The 20529-nt window shown below is 74.8% G+C and carries 16 protein-coding genes; 10 read left to right on the top strand and 6 right to left on the bottom strand.

Features of this window, described 5'->3' with window-relative positions:
• Positions 1 to 43 precede the first annotated feature (43 nt).
• From ACIBK9_RS08730 to menC, 3 genes are all read left to right on the top strand, one after another.
• On the top strand, positions 44 to 1621 hold the full coding sequence (locus ACIBK9_RS08730) for a Na+/H+ antiporter (protein ID WP_397156401.1): 1578 nt from the start codon (positions 44 to 46) through the stop codon (positions 1619 to 1621).
• A 70-nt stretch (positions 1622 to 1691) separates the two neighbouring features.
• Complete coding sequence (locus ACIBK9_RS08725) at positions 1692 to 2246, top strand: acyclic terpene utilization AtuA family protein (protein WP_357976614.1); 555 nt, start codon at positions 1692 to 1694, stop codon at positions 2244 to 2246.
• 131 nt (positions 2247 to 2377) lie between these two features.
• Positions 2378 to 3478 (top strand): o-succinylbenzoate synthase, encoded by a 1101-nt coding sequence (menC, locus tag ACIBK9_RS08720; protein WP_397156399.1) that lies wholly within the window; start codon positions 2378 to 2380, stop codon positions 3476 to 3478.
• 62 nt (positions 3479 to 3540) lie between these two features.
• Here the strand turns inward: menC and ACIBK9_RS08715 are convergent, their stop codons facing one another.
• The 4 genes from ACIBK9_RS08715 to ACIBK9_RS08700 all read right to left on the bottom strand — a co-directional run bounded on the left by ACIBK9_RS08715 (position 3541) and on the right by ACIBK9_RS08700 (position 10037).
• Positions 3541 to 6333 (bottom strand): glycoside hydrolase family 2 TIM barrel-domain containing protein, encoded by a 2793-nt coding sequence (locus tag ACIBK9_RS08715; RefSeq protein WP_397156397.1) that lies wholly within the window; start codon positions 6331 to 6333, stop codon positions 3541 to 3543.
• A gap of 109 nt (positions 6334 to 6442) precedes the next feature.
• Positions 6443 to 7705, bottom strand: coding sequence for a M20 family metallopeptidase (locus ACIBK9_RS08710; protein WP_397156395.1), 1263 nt, complete (start codon positions 7703 to 7705; stop codon positions 6443 to 6445).
• On the bottom strand, positions 7702 to 8886 hold the full coding sequence (locus ACIBK9_RS08705) for an amidohydrolase family protein (RefSeq protein ID WP_397156393.1): 1185 nt from the start codon (positions 8884 to 8886) through the stop codon (positions 7702 to 7704). The genes ACIBK9_RS08710 and ACIBK9_RS08705 overlap by 4 nt, the downstream gene beginning before the upstream one ends.
• Positions 8887 to 8948: 62 nt before the next feature.
• The gene (locus tag ACIBK9_RS08700) at positions 8949 to 10037 is read right to left on the bottom strand and encodes an alpha/beta hydrolase (protein ID WP_397156391.1); all 1089 of its coding nucleotides are present in this window, start codon (positions 10035 to 10037) and stop codon (positions 8949 to 8951) included.
• 78 nt (positions 10038 to 10115) lie between these two features.
• Between ACIBK9_RS08700 and ACIBK9_RS08695 the strand changes: the two genes are divergently transcribed.
• On the top strand, positions 10116 to 11840 hold the full coding sequence (locus ACIBK9_RS08695; protein WP_397156389.1) for a phosphatidylglycerol lysyltransferase domain-containing protein: 1725 nt from the start codon (positions 10116 to 10118) through the stop codon (positions 11838 to 11840).
• 10 nt (positions 11841 to 11850) lie between these two features.
• On the opposite strand, the gene ACIBK9_RS08690 is transcribed toward ACIBK9_RS08695, so the two are convergent.
• Positions 11851 to 12459 (bottom strand): hypothetical protein, encoded by a 609-nt coding sequence (locus tag ACIBK9_RS08690; protein WP_387669403.1) that lies wholly within the window; start codon positions 12457 to 12459, stop codon positions 11851 to 11853.
• Positions 12460 to 12657: 198 nt separating this feature from the next.
• Here ACIBK9_RS08690 and ACIBK9_RS08685 point away from each other — a divergent pair, with 198 nt between their 5' ends.
• The 5 genes from ACIBK9_RS08685 (at position 12658) to hutH (ending at position 18189) form a co-directional block, all read left to right on the top strand.
• The gene (locus ACIBK9_RS08685; RefSeq protein WP_397156387.1) at positions 12658 to 13275 is read left to right on the top strand and encodes a hypothetical protein; all 618 of its coding nucleotides are present in this window, start codon (positions 12658 to 12660) and stop codon (positions 13273 to 13275) included.
• A gap of 135 nt (positions 13276 to 13410) precedes the next feature.
• Positions 13411 to 14493, top strand: coding sequence for an ABC transporter substrate-binding protein (locus ACIBK9_RS08680; protein ID WP_397156385.1), 1083 nt, complete (start codon positions 13411 to 13413; stop codon positions 14491 to 14493).
• Positions 14486 to 15598 carry a FecCD family ABC transporter permease gene (locus ACIBK9_RS08675; RefSeq protein ID WP_397156383.1) on the top strand — a complete coding sequence of 371 codons (1113 nt, stop codon included), beginning with the start codon at positions 14486 to 14488 and terminating at the stop codon, positions 15596 to 15598. The genes ACIBK9_RS08680 and ACIBK9_RS08675 overlap by 8 nt, the downstream gene beginning before the upstream one ends.
• The gene (locus tag ACIBK9_RS08670; RefSeq protein ID WP_397156381.1) at positions 15588 to 16373 is read left to right on the top strand and encodes an ABC transporter ATP-binding protein; all 786 of its coding nucleotides are present in this window, start codon (positions 15588 to 15590) and stop codon (positions 16371 to 16373) included. The genes ACIBK9_RS08675 and ACIBK9_RS08670 overlap by 11 nt, the downstream gene beginning before the upstream one ends.
• 130 nt (positions 16374 to 16503) lie before the next feature.
• Positions 16504 to 18189, top strand: a complete 1686-nt coding sequence (gene hutH / locus ACIBK9_RS08665) for a histidine ammonia-lyase (protein ID WP_397156379.1) — start codon at positions 16504 to 16506, stop codon at positions 18187 to 18189.
• A 150-nt stretch (positions 18190 to 18339) separates the two neighbouring features.
• On the opposite strand, the gene ACIBK9_RS08660 is transcribed toward hutH, so the two are convergent.
• On the bottom strand, positions 18340 to 19542 hold the full coding sequence (locus tag ACIBK9_RS08660) for a PucR family transcriptional regulator (RefSeq protein WP_397156377.1): 1203 nt from the start codon (positions 19540 to 19542) through the stop codon (positions 18340 to 18342).
• Positions 19543 to 19730: 188 nt separating this feature from the next.
• On the opposite strand from ACIBK9_RS08660, the gene ACIBK9_RS08655 reads away from it, so the two are divergent.
• Complete coding sequence (locus ACIBK9_RS08655) at positions 19731 to 20507, top strand: ABC transporter ATP-binding protein (RefSeq protein WP_397156375.1); 777 nt, start codon at positions 19731 to 19733, stop codon at positions 20505 to 20507.
• The last annotated feature ends 22 nt before the right edge of the window (positions 20508 to 20529 follow it).

Genomic DNA, 20529 nt, shown 5'->3' with positions numbered 1-20529 from the left:
GGCCTGCGCTTACGCTGGGTGACGACGATCACCGGGGGGCGTCGTGGACCAGTTCGTGCTGCTCATGCTGGTGCTGCTGGGCGCGCTGGTCACGGTTCCGCTGGGCGATCGGCTGGGGCTGCCCGCGCCGGTGCTGATGACGCTGCTGGGCATCCTGCTGGCGGTGCTGCCGTTCGTGCCGAACGTGGACATCCCGCCGGCCATCGTGCTGCCGCTGCTGCTGCCGCCGTTGTTGTACGCGGCGGCGCGGCGTACGTCCTGGCGGCAGTTCGCGGCGAACTGGCAGCCGATCTTCCTGCTCGCGGTGGCGCTGGTGTTCGTGACGACGGCGGCCGTGGCGGCCACGGCGCACGCGCTCGTCCCCGGCCTGCCGCTGGCGGCGGCGGTGGCGCTGGGCGCGCTGGTCGCGCCGCCCGACCCGGTGGCGGCCACGGCGGTGGCCGGGCGGCTGGGCCTGCCGCGGCGCATGGTGTCGCTGCTGGAGGGCGAGGGCCTGTTCAACGACGTGACCGCGATCGTGCTCTACCACGTGGCGGTCGCGGCGGTCGTCACCGGCGTGTTCTCCTGGCCGGGGGCGCTGGGCGAGTTCGTGTTGTCGGCCGTGGTGGCCGTGGCGGCGGGGTTCGCGCTGGGCTGGGCGGCCGGGAAGCTGATGGCGCTGCTGGGCGACGCGACGCTGCAGGTGGGCCTGTCGCTGGTGGTGCCGTTCGTGAGCTACGCGGTGGCCGACGAGCTGCGCGGGTCCGGTGTGCTGGCCGTGCTGACCACCGCCTTCTACCTCAGCGACCGCATGTGGGACGCCGACGACGTGTTCGGCAGGTTCGCCTCCTCCACGTTCTGGCAGGTGGTGGACACGCTGGTGACCGGGATCGCGTTCGGGCTGATCGGGCTGGAGCTGCACGCGGTGTTCGGCACGGTCCACGGGCGGTTCGGCGAGGTGCTGTGGTGGAGCGCCGCCGTGGTGGGCGTCGTCGTGGTCGTGCGGCTGCTGTGGCTGCTGCCGGCCGCGTGGCTGGCCAAGAAGGGCCGGCGCGAGGACACCGAGGTGCCGATGAGCTGGCGCGAGACCGTCGTCATGTGGTGGGCGGGCATGCGTGGCGTGGCGTCCGTGGCGCTGGCGCTGGCCATCCCGCTGCGGATCCACGACGGGCGGCCGTTCCCGCAGCGGCCGGTGATCGTGTTCATCGCGTTCGCGGTCATCCTGGTGACGCTGGTGGTGCAGGGTCTGACGCTGCCGTGGCTGGTGGCGCGGCTCGGCGTCAAGGCCGACACGGCGGCCGAGCGCGACCTGGAGAAGCGCCTGGCGATCCGGGCCGCCCACGCGGCCAAGCGGCGGCTGCGGGAGATCGACGAGGCCGAGGACCTGCCCGAGGAGGTGGTCGAGCTGCTGGGCCGGCGCATGATGGACCTCGGGCTGCGGATCAGCCCCGAGGCCGCCGACGACGAGCGGCGCGAGGCGTTCGAGCAGCGGGCGCGGCGGGCCCGGCTGGTGCGGCGGGTGCAGGAGGAGATGATGTCGGCCGCCCGGCAGGCCGTGCTGGACGCCCGCCGCGACCCGCGGGCCGACCCCCAGGTGGTCTCCCGGGTGCTGCGCGCCCTCGACGCCCGGAGCATGCGCTGACCAGCCCGGATCCGCCGCCCGGGGGGATGACGGTGTGTGATCGGGGGCCGCAGAGGGTAGTCATTTCCTTATGCTGCGGATCGGCACGCTGGGCGCCGCCCCGTCGGTCGGCGTCGTGGCCTGTGGCTGGCACGACAGCGGTCCTGGCCCCTTCACCACCGGCATCAAGCTGATCTACACGCTCGGCGGCCCGCTGCCCGAGCTGCCCGGCCTGCGAATCGGGTCCGGGGCGCTCAGGGGCGCCGAACAGATCGCCGCCGCGCTGCTCCAGGGGCTCGACGTGGTGATCACCGAGCCCGCCTGCCCGGCCGCGCCCGTGGTGGCGGCCGGCATGTGGCACTACGGCTGGACCAGGCGCGACGTGTCCGCCCTGGCGGGGGCGACGGTCGCCGGTCTGGCGCTGGCCACGCAGCCGGGCGCGTGCGTGGCGGAGATCGGGCGCGACGGCACCAGCTCCATCGACGGGCAGATGCCGGCCGAGTCCGTACGGGCCCGCCTGGCGGCGGCGTTCTCCGGCGGCCGGTACCGCACGCCGGAGGTGACGGTGCCGCTGGAGGCGGTGCGGCTCAGCGAGGACACGCCGTGCCGGATCCGGATCGCGCGCACCCCCGGCATCGTCGTCTGAGGCCGTCCCGGGGCTGTGGGGCTCGGCGACGAAGAACCGCCGGCCTTTGGTGGCCCGGCACGAACCCTGGTGTCGCCGCATGTCGTACGGTCGCCAGGGAGCACCTGCGCGCCGACCGAGTTGGAGAGAGTGTGAAGATCACAGGAGTAGAGCTGCGCCGGATCGCGATGCCGTTGGTGGCGCCGTTCCGCACGTCGTTCGGCACCGAGACCGCCCGGGACGTCCTGCTGGTCAGGGTGGTGACCCCCGACGCCGAGGGGTGGGGCGAGTGCGTGGCCATGTCCGAGCCGCTCTACTCCAGCGAGTACGTCGACGGCGCCGCCGAGGTGATCCGCCGGTTCCTGCTGCCCTCCCTGCCGGCGACCCTGGACGCGTACGGCGTCGGCCGCGCGCTCGAACCGATCAAGGGCCACCGCATGGCCAAGGCGGCGCTGGAGACCGCCGTGCTGGACGCGCAGCTGCGGGCCTCCGGCGAGTCGTTCGGCCATTTCCTGGGCGCGGCCCGCGACCGGGTGCCGTGCGGGGTGTCGGTGGGCATCATGGACTCGATCCCGCAGCTCCTCGACGCCGTGGCGGGCTTCGTCGAGGAGGGGTACGTCCGCATCAAGCTGAAGATCGAGCCCGGCTGGGACGTCGAGCCGGTGCGCGCGGTGCGCGAGCGCTTCGGCGACGACCTGCTGCTCCAGGTGGACGCGAACGCGGCGTACTCGCTGGCCGACGCCCGCCGGCTGGCCCGGCTCGACGCGTTCGACCTGCTGCTGATCGAGCAGCCGCTGGCCAACGACGACCTCGTCCAGCACGCCCGGCTGGCCCGCCAGTTGCGCACCCCGATCTGCCTGGACGAGTCCATCGAGTCGGCCGAGCACGCGGCGGCCGCCATCGCGCTCGGCTCGTGCTCGATCATCAACATCAAGCCGGGCCGCATCGGCGGCTACCTGGAGGCGCGGCGCATCCACGATCTGTGCCGGGCCAACGGCATCGCGGTGTGGTGCGGCGGCATGCTGGAGACCGGTCTCGGCCGGGCCGCCAACGTGGCGCTCGCGGCGCTGCCCGGGTTCACGCTGCCGGGCGACACCTCGGGGTCGCGCCGCTACTTCGCGACCGACGTGACCGAGCCGTTCGAGCTGGTGGACGGCCATCTGGAGGTGCCGACGGGGCCGGGGCTCGGCGTCGAGCCGATCCCGTCCGTGCTGGACGAGGTCACCACCGCCACGGAGTGGATCCCGCTGTAGGGCGCCCGTCCTGGAGGGCGGCCCGGCCGGGGTCGCGGGACCCCGGCCGGTGCCCTGCGGGGTCAGGACCGGGTGAAGCGCAGGCGCAGGGCGGCCGGGGCGGCGTGCAGGTCGTAGCGGGGCAGGGCGCCGGGGCCGCAGGTGGCGGTGCCGATGCCCTGGTGGGCGAGGTCCAGGTGGAGGTGGACGTGGTCGCCGGGCACCAGGTCGGGGCGGTGCCGGGCGGCCGCCAGCTCGGCGGTGCTCCACCGGCGGGCGGTCAGGCCGAACATCGGGTCGCCGTGGACCCTGAAGCCGCCCGTCCCGGTCCCGCCGAACTGGGCCCAGCGCACGTCGGCCCGGTGCCCGTTCTCCTGGGGGTGGACGTACGGCGTCTGGAGGTCGTCGATCGCGGCGTGCCAGCGGCCGACGCGGGCGGCCATCCCGGTGTCCGGGTACGCCTCCCCCGGCCCCCGGCCGAACCAGGTGACGTGGCCGAGCTCGCCGGGCAGCAGCAGGTGCAGGCCCAGCCGCGGGATCGGCGCGGGCCACTCGCCCTCCGGCTCGACGTCCACGGACAGGTTCAGTGAGCCGGACGTGGCGGTCCACGCCCAGGTGACGAGCATGCCGAGGTCGGTGGCGGCGGGAGCGACCCTGGTGCGGACGGTGATGCCGTCGCCCGTCTCGATCCCGGCCACGCGGTGGGTGAGGCGATGCAGCCCGAGCTGGCGCCACTTCCGGTCCAGCCCGCCGTAGCGGTCGTTGTCGGTGGGCGCGCGGTACAGGTCGAGCCGCGGCCCTTCGACGTCCAGGCCGAACAGGCGCAGCAGGCGGCCGGTGCGCGGGTCGAACTCGCCGCCGCCCAGCCGCAGCCGCCCGCCGGAGGTCTGCGGCCGGACCCCCGCACCGGCGGCGGCGGGAAGGGCGGGGCTCGGCAGGCGGGTCTGGGACCAGGCGAGCTCGTGGCCCGCGGCGGCCCACGGCTGGTCGCCGGTCAGGGTGGCGCGGACGGTGAGCCAACGTTCCCCGGCGCCGTCCGGCGGCGGGGGCAGGGCGGGCAGCTTCACCTCGCCGCCGGACGGCGGCACCGCCAGCGGGAACCGCGCGACTTCGAGCCCGTCGTCCTCGACGACGGCCTCGAAGGCGAGGTGGGCCAGGTCGCGGAAGTCGTGCCGGTTGACCACCCGCACGACGCCGTCGCCGAACTCGAACCGCACCGGCTCGAAGACCTTCTTCAGGTCCAGCAGGCCGGGTGAGGGCGTGCGGTCGGGGAACACCAGGCCGTCGATGACGAAATTTCCGTCATGGACGGATTCGCCGTAGTCGCCGCCGTAGGCGTACTCGTGGCGGGGATCGGTCAGGCCGTGGTCGATCCACTCCCACACGAACCCGCCGGCCAGCCTCGGGAACCGTTCGAACAGCTCCTGGTACTCGGCCAGGCCACCGGGCCCGTTGCCCATCGCGTGGGCGTACTCGCACTGCAGGAACGGCATCGCGCGCCGCCGCGCGTCCAGGGCGGGGTCGTCGAGCGGGTCCTCCTCGCCGCGGCCGATGGCCTCGACCTCGGCGTGGGTGGCGTACATGCGCGAGTAGACGTCGGTGTGGGCGCACGACCAGTCACCCTCGTAGTGCAGCGGCCTGGACGGGTCGCGCTCGCGCGTCCAGCCGGCCATGACGGCGAGGTTGCGGCCGACGCCCGCCTCGTTGCCGAGCGACCACATGATGACGCTGGGGTGGTTCTTGTCCCGTTCGACCATGCGGCGCATGCGGTCGAGCAGGGCGTCGGCCCAGCGCGGGTCGTCGGTGGGGTTGCGCCGCCAGCCGACCTGGCCGAAGCCGTGCGTCTCCAGGTCGCATTCGTCGACGACCCACAGGCCCAGCTCGTCGCACAGGTCCAGGAAGGCGGGGTGCGGCGGGTAGTGGCTGGTCCTGACGGCGTTGACGTTGTGCCGCTTCATGAGCAGCACGTCCTCGCGCATGGTCTCGTACGGGACCGCGCGGCCGTGGTCCGGATGGAACTCGTGCCGGTTGACGCCCTTGAGCAGCAGCGGGCGGCCGTTGGCCAGGAGCACGCCGTCCTCGACGGAGACGGTGCGGAAGCCGACGCGCAGCCGTACGGTCTCGTGCGGGGTGGTGAGGACGGCCTCGTACAGGCGGGGCGTCTCGGCGGTCCACGGCTCGGCCTCGACGGTGATCTCGACGCCGGGCGCCAGGTCGCGCACGCCGAGCTCGGGGATGCTCAGCAGGCCCTCGGCGGCCTCGAAGGACAGCCGGCCGTCGTGGGCGGCGTGCACGAACACGTCGGCGGCCGACCGGGTGAGGGTGACGTCCCGGAAGATGCCGGGCAGCCACCACATGTCCTGGTCCTCCAGGTAGCTGGCGGCCGACCACTGGTGCACGCGCACGGCCAGCACGTTGCGTCCTGGACGCAGCCACGGCCCGGCGTCGAACTCGACGGGCAGCCTGCTGCCGGTGGAGAAGCCCAGCTCGTGGCCGTTCAGCCAGACCCTGGCGAAGGAGTCGACGCCTTCGAAGCGAAGCCTGCCGCCGCGCCAGCCGTCCGGCAGGTCGAAGGCGCGCCGGTAGTCGCCGGTCGGGTTCTCGTCCGGGACGTGCGGCGGGTCCACGGGGAAGGGGTAGGAGACGTTGGTGTAGGCGGGGGCGCCTTGGCCGTGCAGGGGCCAGTGGGCCGGCACCGGCAGCTCGTCCCAGGCGGAGTCGTCGAAGCCTGGCCTGGCGAAGTCGTCGGGCACGTCGGCCACGGGTGAGAGGCGGAAGCGCCACAGGCCGCCGAGGTGGAGGGCGGGGGCGTCGGAGCGGAGTGCCGCGCGGGGTTCGAGACGGCCCGAACCGGGGGCGAAGGTTTCGAGATCCATCCCTTCCGACAGTAGGGGTTGATGGTGGTTCCGTCAGCGGTGCCCCGTCTGGGGTGCTTGGACTTCCCTGCCGTGGTTGTTGGAGGAATGGCGCCGGCAGGGCCCGGTCTCAGGCGTTCCTGGAGAACAGGATCCCGTTCGCGCCGGCCGGGCCGGGCAGCGCGGAGGCGGCCGCGAGGTAGCCGGCCAGCAGGCTCTCGGCCACCGCGCCCACGGCCGCGTCGCCGGGCAGGAACTCGGGGGTGTGCAGGCCGGCGGCGGTGTCCACGCCGACGAACATCATGAGCGACGGCGCCACCGAGGCGTAGTGGGAGAAGTCGTCGGCCCCGCACGAGCGCAGCCCGCCGTCCACGGCCCAGCCGTGGCCGCGCAGCAGCCCGCCGGCGCGCACGGCCAGCCCGGTGTCGTTGACCAGCACCGGCTCGCCCGGCAGGATCGTCACCTCGGCCACGCAGCCGCACGCCCTGGCGACGTCCTCGACCACCTGGGTGAAACGTTCGTGCAGCTCCTGGCGCCAGTTCTCGGACATGGCCCGGAGGGTCCCCCTGGCCACGGCCTCGCCCGGGACGGCGTTGGGCGCGGTGCCGGCGTTGACCGTGCCGAAGGTGACCACGGTGGGCGTCATCGGGTCGGCGACCCGGCTGACGACCTGCTGGGCGGTGACGATGACCTGCGCCATGGCCACCACCGGGTCCCTGGTGAGGTGGGGGTAGGCGGCGTGGCCCTCCGCTCCCCTGACGACCACCCTGAACTCGTCGGAGGAGGCGTTGACCGCCCCCGGCACGGAGGCGACCGTGCCCTCCGCCAGCAGGGGTTGCACGTGCGCGCCGATCATGGCGCCGACCTTGTGGCGGTGCAGCGCGCCCGACCCCACGACGTCGGAGGCGCCGGAGGGGAAGCCCTCCTCGCGCGGTTGCAGCACGACCAGCAGGGGCGGATCGGCGCCGAGCCGGTCGAGGGTCCTGGCCAGGGCGACCACGGCCGCCATGTGCACGTCGTGGCCGCAGGCGTGCATCGCGCCCTCGGGGGCGGCCCACTCGACGCCGGTGCGCTCGGTCAGCGGCAGGGCGTCGAGCTCGCCGCGTACGCCGACCGCCGGGCCGGGACCGCCGATGCGCAGGACCGCGCCCGTGCCTGCGACGTGCTCGACCTCCCCGGCGGGCAGCGCGCCGAGCAGCCGGTCCCGCGTCGGGCCCTCCTGCCCGGACAGGCAGGGCTCCGCGTGCAGCTGGCGGCGCAGCGCCTGCGCCGCGGGCAGCTCCCGCAGCAGGCCCTCCCGCAGCGCCGCGTAGGCGGCGCTCTCCACGCCGCCGGTCCCGATGACGGCTCCGTCGACGGGCCTGTTGATCGTACGGCCCCCGAAGTCGTTCACCCCGTGCTCTCCTCCCGTGTTCCCAGTCCGTAGACGCGTCGCGCGTTGTCCGCCCCGACCATCGCCGCCACCCGCATCGCCTGCCCGGCCGACCACTCGCCGTCCACCACGAGCCGGCCGAGCACCCGCGCCATCGCCCGCCGCCACAACACCGCGCCGAGGTGGTGCAGCTCGGCCGGTCCCCATCCGTCGGACGAGAACATGATCTTGGCGAACGGCGCCAGCTCCAGGCTCTCGGCCACCAGCGCCACGCTGCGGGCCCCGGTGTAGGTCACGCCGAGCCCCACGTCGAAGTAGACGTTGGGATAGGCCTGCGCGAGGAACCCCGCGTGCCGCTGGAAGGGGTAGCAGTGCAGCAGCACCAGCGGCACCCCGGTCGGCTCCGCGCGCTCGACGAGGCCGCGCAGCAGCAGCGGATCGGCCCGGCGCAGGTCGAGGTCGGGATCGCCGAGGCCGGTGTGGAACTGGATCGGCAACCCTCGCTCGATCCCGGCCCAGATCACGTGCCGCAGCAGCACAGGCTCCGTCAGCTTACCGCCGCCGGACCGGAGCCAGCGCCCGGCCGCCTCGGCGACCTCGGCCCGGCTCGGCGGCTCGGGGTCGAGGTCGAGGCCGTGGCGGTAGGCGGCGACGCTCTTGAGCCCGCGCGCGCCGCCGGTGCGCTCCCACAGCTCCCGCGCGAACGCGTCGGCGAAGGAGGACGCGTCGCAGCCGCCGGCCGCGACCTGCTCGGCCACCGTCTCCAGCCGCACCACCTCGTCGGCGGGCGCGCCGGTGAGCTCGGCCATGCCGGACGGGCCCACGAGCTCGTCGCCCCGGTAGCCGGTCTCGACCAGGTAGTGGGCCACGTTCGTGGCGCCCAGCAGCAGCCGGTTCACCTCGCCGGCGCCCAGCCGGGCCCTCCTGGCCAGGTACTCCTCCGGCGTGCAGTGCGGTTCGAGGCCGAGGACGGGCGCGCAGTGGCGCAGGATGGCGTACCCCGTCTGGGAGTCGAACTGCGTCATCCACTCCGGCACCGGCCGGTCGGACTCGGTGATCAGCTCCTCGAACGCGGTGCGCGACAGGTCGCGCGGCACCACGCCGTGGACGTGGTGGTCGACCAGCGGCAGCTCCTCGATGGCCCGGACGAACCCGGCCGGAGCGAGGTCGAGGTCTGCGGCGGTGGCGTACACGTCGGTCACGGAGAGATCTACTCCCCCGTGGGCGCGCGGACGAACCACCCCGCCCCGATCCGGCGCCTCGATCAGGGGGCCGCGGCGGGCACCGCGAGCTGCTGGACCAGCCACGGCAGCGCCTGCGGCAGCTCCCGGTTCCAGGTGTTGAAGTTGTGGCCGCCGCTGGGCAGGATCAGCGACGAGGCCCGCATGGGCGCTTTGACGGCGTTCAGGAAGCGCTCGGTCGGCAGATAGTCGGCCTCGCCCTTCCTGCTGCTGGTGACGAGCACGGCCACGGGCGGCGCGGGCAGCCGGGCCAGGCGCCACATCAGGTCGTTGCGGTCGGCGAGCGCCTTGTCGCCGTGGAACAGGTCGCCGGTGGTGCCGTCCACGATCGTCTTGTAGTAGCCCGACAGGGAGACGGCGGCGGAGAACGCGTCGGGGCGGCTCATCGCCAGCTTCAGCGCGCAGTAGCCGCCGGTCGAGCCGCCGAGCACGCCCCAGGAGTCGCGGCCGGCCGCCGCCCGGTAGTGCGCGGTCACGGCCTGCCGGACGTCGGTGGCGAAGTACGTCAGCGCCTGCGGGCCGCCCGGCACGTCCACGCACTCGGTGTCGCGCGGCAGCACCACGCTCGGCCGCATCATGACCAGGACGGCCGGCTCGACCTGGTGCAGGGCGATGGCGTGGGCCAGCCGTCCGGGCAGGTCGAGGCGGGTCATGAGGTTGCGCGGGTCGCCGGGGTAGCCGGTCAGGGCGAGGATCGCGGGGAACCTGCGCCGGGGGTCCTTGAAGTAGGCCGAGGGCAGGAACACGTACGCCTCCTCGCTCAGCCGCGTGGTCGCGCCCGGCAGGACGACCTCCTCGATCCGCCCGCCCGGCACCGCCCGGCTGTCCAGCACCCGCAGCCCGGCCGCGGCCCCGGCGACGGTGATCTGGGCGGCGCCGGTGTCGGCGCCGAGCAGGTCGGCCCAGGAGGCGTAGAAGCCGAAGTAGTAGTTGACCAGCAGCGCGAGCGCCGCCACGGTGAGCGCCTGGCAGCCCGCCAGCAGGCCGGCCCGGCCCAGCACCGGCGGCAGGCCCCGCCCGGCCAGCCGCGGCCACACCCAGACGGTGGCCGCGAGCCCGGCCACCGCGAGCACCGCGGTGGTCACCAGCAGCGCGATCGAGGTCAGTCCCATGAACAGCAGGAATATCCCGGCCGGCGTAAGCGCGTGGTTAACGGCGAGATTAACCGGCAGGAGCTTCAATCGGTATTTGTGAAGCGTCCTTGGATCCCCGCGCTGGCGGGATACGCGTCGCTGGTCATCGGCCTGCTGGACATCGCCAAGGCCGTGGCGCCGCGGCTGGAGCACACGCGGATGGGCCAGTGGTCGGATCTGCTGCCCGGGACGGTGACGACCGTGGCGCGGGCGACGTCGCTGGTGGTCGGCATCATGCTGGTGATGATCGCGCACGCGCTGCGCCGGGGGAAGGTGCGGGCCTGGCGGGCGGTGGTGGTGCTGCTGCCGGTGAGCGCCGTCATGGGCGTGCTGCACCTGCGGCCGGTGACCGCCGCGATCAGCGTCGTGCTGCTGGCCGTGCTGGTGGCCGGCCGGCGGGAGTTCACGGCGCTGCCCGACCCGCGCTCGCGCTGGCGGGCGTTGTGGAACCTGCTCGTGCTCGGCGTGATCGACCTGGCGCTCGGCTACCTGATCGTGAGCGTCCGGCCGGGCGCGCTGGTGGGCCGTCCGGGCGTGGCCGAGCGGCTGGAGCACGTGGCGCTGGGGCTGGCGGGCATCGAGGGGCCGGTCACGTTCACCGTGGAACGCGTCTCCGACCTGGTCTACTTCTCCCTCGTCGCGCTGGGCGCGCTGACCGCCGTGACGACGCTCTACCTGGCGCTGCGCCCGGAACGGCCGGCCGCCGAGCTGACCGCCGACGACGAACGCCGTCTGCGCGCCCTGCTGGACGTCCACGGCGAGCGCGACTCGCTCGGCTACTTCGCGCTGCGCCGGGACAAGAGCGTGATCTTCTCCCCGTCGGGGAAGGCGGCCGTGGCCTACCGGGTCGTCTCCGGGGTGATGCTGGCCAGCGGCGACCCGATCGGCGACCGCGAGGCGTGGCCGGCCGCGATCGCCGCGTTCATGGCCGAGGCGCGGCGGCACGCCTGGGTGCCCGCCGTCATCGGCTGCGGCGAGACGGGCGGCGAGGTCTGGACGAAGGTCGCGGGGCTGTCCGCGCTGGAGATCGGCGACGAGGCGATCGTCGAGGTCGACGGCTTCACGCTGGAGGGCCGTGCGATGCGCAACGTGCGGCAGATGGTCAACCGCACCCGCCGCGCCGGGTACGTCTGCCGGGTGCGCCGCGCCCGTGACGTGCCCGAGGAGGAGAAGGAGCGCATCCGCCGGGCCGCCGGGCTGTGGCGCGGCACCCAGACCGAGCGCGGCTACTCGATGGCGCTCGGCCGGTTCGGCGACCCCGCCGACGCCGAGTGCCTGGTGGCCACCGCCTGCCGGGACGGCGACCTCAAGGCCGTGCTGCACTTCGTGCCGTGGGGCACCCGGGGCGTCTCGCTGGACCTGATGCGCCGCGACCGCGACGCCGACCCGGGCCTGAACGAGCTGCTGATCGCCGAGACGCTGCAGGCCGCGCCGTCGCTGGGGATCACGCAGGTGTCGCTCAACTTCGCGATGTTCCGCTCGACGCTGGCCCGCGGCGACCGGCTCGGCGCGGGGCCGGTGCTGCGGGCCTGGCGGTCGGTGCTGGTCTTCCTGTCGCACTGGTTCCAGATCGAGTCGCTGTACCGGTTCAACGCCAAGTTCCGGCCGATCTGGGAGCCGCGCTTCGTCGTCTACCCGAACGCCCGCGACCTGCCCAGGATCGGCGTCGCGGCGCTCCAGGCCGAGGCGTTCATCCCGTCGGGCCTGCCGCTGCGCGCCCGCCTGCGCCTGCCCCGGCCCTTCACCCACGACCGCGCCGCCGCCGCTCCCCAGACCCCGTGAAGCGCGCGGTTCACGGAGAGGCGGCGGTGCCGGTGGCGGGCCACATGGTGTTGAGGCGGCCGGCGGTGGCCTGGTAGGCGCGCTCGGCCTCCGGCGTCAGGACGACGTCGGCGCCCGGCCCGGCGGCGGCCAGCCGTTCGCGCAGGACGATGGAGTCGGCGGTGTCGGCCAGGTCGAGCAGCCCGGTGAACCGGGCGGCGGACGACACCAGCTCGGTGGCGGGCAGGCCGGTGCACACGGCGTCGAGGGCCTGGCGGACCACGCCCCTGCCGACCGCGCCGAGGCCGAGCGCCACCGCGGCGGCCGACAGGGTGGCCACGTCGAGCGGGTCGACGTCGACCAGGCGCAGCGGCACGTGCTCGACCTGGCCGCCGGGGGCGTACAGGCGACCGGCCAGGCGGGCGGCGGCGGCGCGCCTGCCCTGCGTGGGGCCGATCGCGCGCCAGAGCCGGCGCAGCGCGGTCAGCGCGATCCCGCCGGCCAGCGGGCCGGGCAGCGGCGAGCCCACGGACTCGGCGGCGCGCAGCACCAGCAGCAGCCTCTCCAACTCGCCCACCGCGCGGGCCAGGTCTTCGCCCAGGTCGGGGACGAGGACCGCGCGCGGGCCGAGGCCGGTCATGTGCGGCTCCTCACGGAGCCCTCGTCGTCGAGCGGTCGTCGGGCGGCGGAGCAGTCAACCGGAGGGTCACAACCGGAGCGTACGCCGCCCCGGCCACGCCGCACACCCCACCGCTGAGCACCCGGCCCCCAGCCCGGCGCCCACCCCGCGCACCCGTGCGGAGCGGGCGAGCCGGGCGTGTGGGAGGATCTGGCCTCGATGGGTCCATGGTCGTTGGTGCGGTGGCTGCGTGCGGCGAGCTTCGCCGGCACGTGCGCCGCGCTGGCCGCGCTCGCCCACCTGGCGGGCGGCGGCTGCTTCGACCCCGGGGCGCTGCTGGCGGGGTTCCTGCTGGTCCTCGCGCCGGCCCTGGCGCTGACCGGGCGTGAGCGCACGCTGCCCGCCATCGTGCCCGCCACGGGCGCCTCGCAGGTCGTCCTGCACCTGCTGCTCTCCCTGAGCTGCGACCATCCCGCGCCCGTCGCCGCCCCCGCGAGCGTGGTCCACGCGCACGACACGGGCGCCCCGGGGTTCGGGATGCTGCTCGTGCACGCGGCGAGCGTGCTGCTGACGTCGGTCTGGCTGCGCTGGGTGGAGTCGGGGCTGTGCGCCCTGGTCCGCGAGCTGGCCGGGTGGGTGCTGCGCCCGCTGCTGGTGCTGTTCCTCGTCGTGGCCGGGTGGGCCGCGCCGGCGCGCACACCGGTGGGCGGGCGCGACGACGTCACGGCGCGCGTGCGGCTGTTCCTGCGGCACGTGCTGGTGCTGCGGGGGCCGCCCGCGGATGGACCGGAGCCGCGACGGCCGGTCCGTCCGACGGTCGTGGGCCTGCCCGCCTAGGCGCGCCCGCGGTCCTTCGCGCGCCCGTCCGCCGCGGTTCCTCCGACGACAATCCCGGCTCGCCGCCGTGCCCGCCCCCGCCGTGGGGCCGGTCCGGCGTGCGCGCCTCCGGACTCGACTCAGAGGACATCACCCATGAGACCTTCCCGTACCCGCCGGGCCTCGGCGGTCGCGCTCGTGCTGCTGGCCGCCGCCTGCGGCACGCCCGCGGCGACCGGCGGCGAGGCGGCCACAGAGGCGGCCACCGCGGCCGCGTCCGCCGGCCGGACCGTCTACCCCCTCACCTTCGACAACTGCGGCACGCGGGTCACCTTCCGCCGCCCGCCGCAGCGCGTCCTGATCCTGAACGGCACCAGCGTCGGCGAGGTGGAGAGCTTCCTGCTGCTCGGGCTGGAGCGCAGCATCCTGGCCAACGCCCAGAGCTACGGCGTGTCCGACGACCCGTCCATGACGGCCCGCATCAAGGCGCTGCCGACCGGCGGGCTGACCATGAACAAGAACTTCGACGTGCCCGCCGAGCAGGTGCTCAAGCTCAAGCCGGACCTGGTGGTCTCCACCTGGTCCGGCGGGTTCGACCCCGCCCGCGGCTTCGCCACCCGCGAGCAGCTGGCCGCGGCCGGCATCACCTCGCTGGTCAACCCGGTCAACTGCGCGATGGGCAAGCCGGAGGCCACCGAGCAGGAGAAGCGCGCCTTCCGCAACCAGTCGATCAACTCCTCGCTGGAGTTCCTCAGCCTGCTCGGGCGGGTGTTCGACGTGCAGCGCGAGGCGTTCGACCTGATCGGGCGGCTGCGGGCGCGGGTGGAGTCGGTACGGGCCCGCGTCGCCGCGCTGCCGCCCAGGAAGGTGCTGATCGCCTATCCCGGCATGGCCATGATGAACGCCAACGGCCTGCCCGCCGTGATGACCGGCGGCATCTACGACGACGTCATCAGGGCGGCCGGCGGGGTCAACGCCTTCGCCGGCCAGACCGCCGACATGACGCGCACCCTCAACCGCGAGCAGCTCGCCACCGCCCAGGTGGACGTGCTGGTCGTCGGGCTGTTCACGCCCGAGGAGAAGGGCGAGGAGGCGGCGGCGAAGCTGTTCGCCGCCTACCCCCACTGGGCCGCGGCCAGGTCCAGGAGCTACACGGTCGTCTCCGACGGCGTCTATCTCGGGCCGCTGAACGCCTGGGCCGTGGAGAAGATCTCCAAGGTGGTGCATCCCGGTGGCTGACACGCTGACCGCGCCGCCGCGCCGCGCCGTCCCCGTCTCGCCGCGGCGGCCGCACGCGGTGTCCGGGCGGGCGACCGGGTTCCTGCTGGCCGGGCTCGGGGCCGCGCTGGTCGTGGCCCTGGTGATCGGCATCTCCGCCGGGTCGGTGAACCTGCCGCCGGACCAGGTGTGGGGGGTGGTGTGGGCGTACCTGACCGGGCGGGGCGAGCAGGCCGATCCGCTGCTCGCGCAGGTCGTGTGGGAGATCCGCACGCCCCGGGCGCTGCTGGCCGCGCTGGCCGGGGCCGCGTTGTCGGTGGCGGGGGTCGCGTTGCAGGCGCTGGTCCGCAACCCGCTCGCCGACCCGTACGTGCTGGGTGTGTCGTCGGCGGCGTCGCTGGGGGCCGTGCTGGTGCCCGCGCTCGGGGGCGGCGCGCTGGCCGGGCTGACCGGCGCGCTCGGCGTCACGGGGGCCGCCTTCGCCGCCGCGCTGCTGTCGGCGCTGGTGGTGTACGTCCTGTCCCAGCGTTCCGGCAGGCTGCTGGACTCGTGGCTGGTGCTGACCGGCGTGGCCGTCGGCTACCTGTGCTCGGCGGCCACCACGTTCGTGCAGCTCCAGCTCAACCCGACCGAGCTGCAGGGCATGATGTTCTGGCTGATGGGCAGCGTCGCCGGGGCGTCGTGGGCGGATCTGGGCGTGCCCGCGCTGCTCGTCGTGTGCTGCGTGGCCTGGCTGTCCTCGCAGGCGCGGGCGCTCAACGCGCTGCTGGCCGGCGAGGAGTCCGCGGTCGCGATCGGCGTGCCGGTCGCGGCGCTGCGGATCGGGCTGCTGGCGGCCGGGTCGCTGCTGACGGCGACGGTGGTCAGCGTGGTCGGCGGCATCGGGTTCATCGGGCTGATGGTCCCGCACATGGTCCGGTTCGTGGTCGGGGCCGACCACCGCCGGGTGCTGCCGGTCTCGCTGCTGGCCGGCGCGGTGTTCCTGGTGCTGGTCGACCTGGCGGCGCGGATCGCCGACCGTCCGAACGAGCTGCCGGTGGGCATCTTCACCACGGGGCTCGGCGTGCCGTTCTTCCTGTGGCTGCTGCGCCGGCGGCGGGCGGGAGGCGGCGGCGATGCGGCTTGACCTCGCGGGCGTCAGCGCGAGCATCGACGCGCGGCCCATCGTCACCGACGTCACGCTGAGCGCCGGGCCCGGCGAGTTCGTGGCGCTGGTCGGGCCGAACGGCAGCGGCAAGTCCACGCTGCTGCGCACGGTCTACCGGTCGCTGCGCCCGTCGGGCGGCGTCGTCCGGCTGGACGGCGACGACCTGTGGCGGATGCGGCCGCGGCACGCCGCGCGGCGGCGGGCGGTCCTGCCGCAGCACAACCCGGCCGGAGAGGGGTTCTCCGTGGCCGAGGTCGTCGCGGCCGGACGGCACAGCCACAAGCGGGCGCTGGACCGGGAGAGCGCGGACGACCGGGCGGTGGTCGCCACGGCCCTGGAACGGGTCGGCATGGACTGGGCGGCCGACCGGCTGATGACCACGCTGTCCGGCGGCGAGCGGCAGCGCGTGCTGCTGGCCCGCGCGCTGGCCCAGGAGGCGCCGCTGCTGATCCTGGACGAGCCGGGCAACCACCTGGACGTCGGGTCCCAGCTGCTGCTGCTGGACCTGATCCGCTCGCTCGGCCTGACGCTGCTGGCCGCCCTGCACGACCTGGACCAGGCCGCCGCCTACGCCGACCGGATCGTCGTGCTGCGCGAGGGCCGGGTCGCCGGGCAGGGGCCGCCCCTGGAGGTGCTGACCCCGGCCTTCATCGAGGAGGTCTTCGGCGTCCTGGCCCATGTGGGGCCGCATCCGATCACCGGGCGGCCGCACGTCGCGGTGGCGTCCAGGGCGGGAGGTAAGCGCCTGCCCTAGGGCCGGTCAGCACTCGTCCCCCGGTGCGGAGCCGTGCCCGGCGCCGTCCGTCCGGCCGGTTATAAACGGAGCGGAGTGGATCTTCGTGGTGAAGGGGCCGGGGACCGTGTCGATCAGCAAAGTAGGACGAATGGCCGCCGGTGTCGGCCTGCTCGCGGCGGTGTGCGTGCCGGAGCGGGCCGTCGCCGTCCCGGCCCCTCCCCCGGTGGCGCCCCCGGTCGCGGCGCCGGCGCCCGCGCGGGCGCCGGTGCTGGACCTGGTGCTGGACGGCGGCCGGTTCGCGCTGCGGGACGCCTTCGCGATCCTGGCCGGCCGTCCCGTGCTCGCGCGGGTGTCGGACGCCGCGCGGGCCCGCATGGCGCAGTCGCGGGCGGGGGCGCTGGCGGCCCTTAGCGGCCAGCGGGTGTACGGCTGGAACCAGGCGCTCGGCCCGCTGAAGGACCGCCCGCTCTCGCCGGAGGAGGCCGAGCAGTTCCAGCGCAACGTGCTGCGCTCGCACGCTGCGGGCGTCGGCCCGGCCTTCCCCGACGACGTGGTCAGGCTGGCCCTGGTCCTCAAGGCCAACCAGATGGCCAGGGGGAAGATGGGCGTCCGGCCCGAGGTGCCGCAGCGGCTGCTGTCCCTGGTGAACGCCGGGGTCGTGCCGGTGATGCCGCAGATCGGCTCGCTCGGCACCGGCGACCTGCAGCCGCAGGCGGCGGCCGGGCTGGCCGCGCTGGGCGAGGACGCGCCGGTGCACTACCGGGGCGAGACCGGACCGGCCTCGCGGATGTTGCCGCGGGCCGGGCTGCCCGCGAGCTTCACCTTCGAGGCCGGTGAGGCGCTGCCGATCGTCAGCGGCAGCACGGTGCTGGCCGCCACGCTGATGCACGCCGTGCACCGGGCCACGGTGCTCGCCGACCAGGCGGAGGGGGCCTTCGCCCTGTTCATGGAGGCCACCAGGGCCGAGCGCGGCTCGCTGGACGCGCGCACGCACCGCGAGCGGCACATCCCGGAGGAGGACGCGGTCGCGGCCCGGCTGCGGACCATGGTCGCCGGTTCGGGCTGGATGACCGAGGAGGGCCGCAGGCGGCTCGACCCGGCGAACTACACCCCGCGCATCCAGGACGCGGTCTCGGTGCGCGCGGCCCCGCACATCATGGCCGGGCTGCGGCAGGTGCTCGCCGCCACCCGCCGGACGCTGGCGCGCGAGGCCAACTCCTCGACCTCCAACCCGCTGGTCTTCCGGCGCGAGCGCGGCCCCGGCTACGAGTTCGTGATGGGCGGCAACTGGGACGGCTCGATCATGGGCCATCTCGCCGACAGCCTGAACGCCGAGATCACCGACCTCGGCGTCCTGTCGCAGGAGTTGTCCGGACGCCTGCTGTCGCCCCGCTGGAGCTACGGCCTGCCGGCGAACCTGGCCGGCGGGAGCGTCGGCCTGAACTCCGGGATGGTGCAGGCGCAGTCGGTGGCCGCGGCGGTGGTCCCGGAGATGCAGGTCAGGGCCCATCCGGCGGGCACGTTGTCGCGTCCGGTGAAGGACGGCCAGGAGGACCACAACACGATGGCCATGGCCTCGGCGCGCGACCTGCACGCGAACCTCGACCGCCTGGAGATCGTGCTGGCGGTGCAGTACCTGATGGCGGCGCAGGGCATCGACCTGATCGCGGCGAAGATGGCCGGCCTGCCGCTCGGGACGGCGACCCGCGCCCTGCACGACGAGCTCAGGCGGTACGTCGCGCCGCTGGGCGACGACCGATACCTGACCCCCGACCTGGAACGGACCATCTCGCTGGTGCACGCGGGCGGCCTGACGCCGTACCCCGCCCGGTGACGCCCTTGAACGGGTGAGGGGTGCGCGGGCCGCCGCGGTCGCGCGCCCCGAGGCCGCCTGGACCTGGATGGCCGCATCATCGGGGCGGGCTTGCCGGCCGTGACGTACGTGCCGCCGCCCGACTGCTCGAACGCGGGCGCCGCCGGGGGGTCACCTGGGGGGCGGGGGCAGCAGGCGGACCGCGTCCAGGGCCAGCGCGAGGTCCACGATGTCCCGCGGGCGGGTGAGCGAGCGGCCGGTGAGCTGCTCGATCCGGCGGACCCGGTTGATGATCGTGTTGCGGTGGCAGAACAGCCGGCCGGCGGCCCTGGCGGCCGAGCCGTCGCAGGCCAGCCAGGTCTCCAGGGTGGTCAGCAGCGTGTCGCGGTCGGCCGGGTCGAGGGCGAGCAGCCGGCCGAGCGCGCCTTCGACGAGGTGGCCGGTGACGCCGGGCCGGCTGATCATCAGCACGGCCGGCACGCGCTCGTCCAGGCGGGCGATCTCGGGGCCGCCGTCGGCGCAGGTGCGCATGGCGAGGGAGGCCAGCTCGTGCGCGGTGCCCAGCTCGTCCAGGCCGGTGACGACGGGGCTGACGCCGGCCACGCCGCTGACGATGAGGCTCAGCTCCTGGCACAGGTCGTCCAGGGTGGCCCGGCCGAGCGCGACGACCGCGACCTCGTGGCCCGTGCGCATGCGCCACAGCAGCCGCAGCGCGCCCAGAGTCGCGGGCAGCCGGACGTCGTCGTGGTGGCGTCCGCCGGGAAAGCGCACGGTGACGACGGCGTAGCGGGCGCGTTCGGGCAGGCCGAGCGAGTCGGCGGCGGCGCGCACCACCCCCGCGTCGGCGGTGCCGTCGAGCAGGGCGTCCAGCAGCGCGTTGACGCGTTCCTTGCTGCGGCCGAGGATCTCCTGCTCGCGCCGGCCGTAGACGTCGCAGGCCACCAGCGACTGCCGGTCGATCGCGTGCCAGACGTGGCTGGCGGCGCGGACCAGGACGTCGAGGCGGTCGGGGCGCTCGCGTTCCATGTGGTCCACGATCGCCGACCAGGTCACCTGGCCGGCCAGCCGGTACATGCGCAGCAGCGACTCCAGCGGAAGGCCCTGCTCGGCCCTGCGCTGGGCCATCGACCGGGTGAAGACCAGGTCGCGCCGCTCGGACGGCTCCTGCAGGATCGCGGTCAGGCCCAGGCGCACGCCTTCGAGGGTGCTCTTCCAGTGCTCGTCGTAGGGGACGCAGGCGCTGTAGACGTCGTCGCCGCCGCGCGTCCTGGCGACCAGCTCGCCGGTCAGTTCGGGCAGGCGTTCGAGCAGTGCCCTGGCTGCGGTGCGTAACGTCTGGCGGACGTCCTCGTCCACGACCGTAGGGGGACGCATTCCCCGAGGCTGCCACCGGCCGCCGTTCCAGAACAAGGCTCTGTAGCGTTTTGTGACCTCGCGTTGTGCGGCTGCACAACGGGCCCCCGGCCGCGGTGGGCAGCGAGCCCGACTTCGCCGCCGCATCTGGACGGCGGCCCCGCCCGCCGGTTTGGGTGGGCCGCCATGGGGTCCTGTGAGGAAGACGAATGGCCGAGCTGAGCGTGGACGGTCTCGTGGTGGACTACGGTCCCGTCCGGGCGCTGGACGGCGTGTCACTGAGCGTGCCGTCCGGGGCGGTGGTGGCCGTGCTGGGCGCGAACGGCGCCGGGAAGACGACGTTGCTGCGGGCGGTCTCGGGAACGCTCCGGTTCCACCGGGGCCGGATCGCGGCGGGCGGCGTCAGCGTGGCCGGGGCGCGGGTGGACGGGCAGCCGGCCGCGGCCGTGGTGCGGCGCGGCGTCACGCACGTGCCCGAGGGGCGCCGCGTGTTCGCCCGCATGACGGTGGAGGAGAACCTGCGGGCCGGCGGCCTGGGCACGCCGCGCGCGGCCGCCGTCCGGGCCGGGCGGCGGGTGCGCGAGCTGTTCCCGGTCCTGGCCGAGCGCGCGCACCAGCGCGCCGGGCTGCTGTCGGGCGGCGAGCAGCAGATGCTGGCCATCGGCCGGGCGCTGATGGCCGAGCCGTCGGTGCTGCTGCTGGACGAGCCGACGCTCGGCCTGGCCCCGCGGGCGGCCGCCGCGATCGCCGCCACGATCAGGGCGATCAACGCCGCCGGCACCTCGATCCTGCTCGTCGAGCAGAACGTCGCCACGGCCCTGTCGCTGGCCTCCCACGCGTACGTGCTGGAGGTCGGCGCGGTCGCGCTGGCCGGGCCCGCGGCCGAGCTGGCCGCCGGTGACGAGGTGCGCCGCCGCTACCTGGGCGTGGCCGACGGGACCCCGGCCCCGCAGGCCAGGGCCGGACTGCCGAGGTGGTCCGCGTGACCCCGACATACCAACCGGATGG

This window comes from Nonomuraea sp. NPDC050227, from assembly GCF_044459705.1.
Classification (GTDB): Bacteria; Actinomycetota; Actinomycetes; order Streptosporangiales; family Streptosporangiaceae; genus Nonomuraea.
The sequence above is the reverse complement of the archived record's forward strand: the minus strand, read 5'-3'. Positions and strand labels throughout refer to the sequence as shown.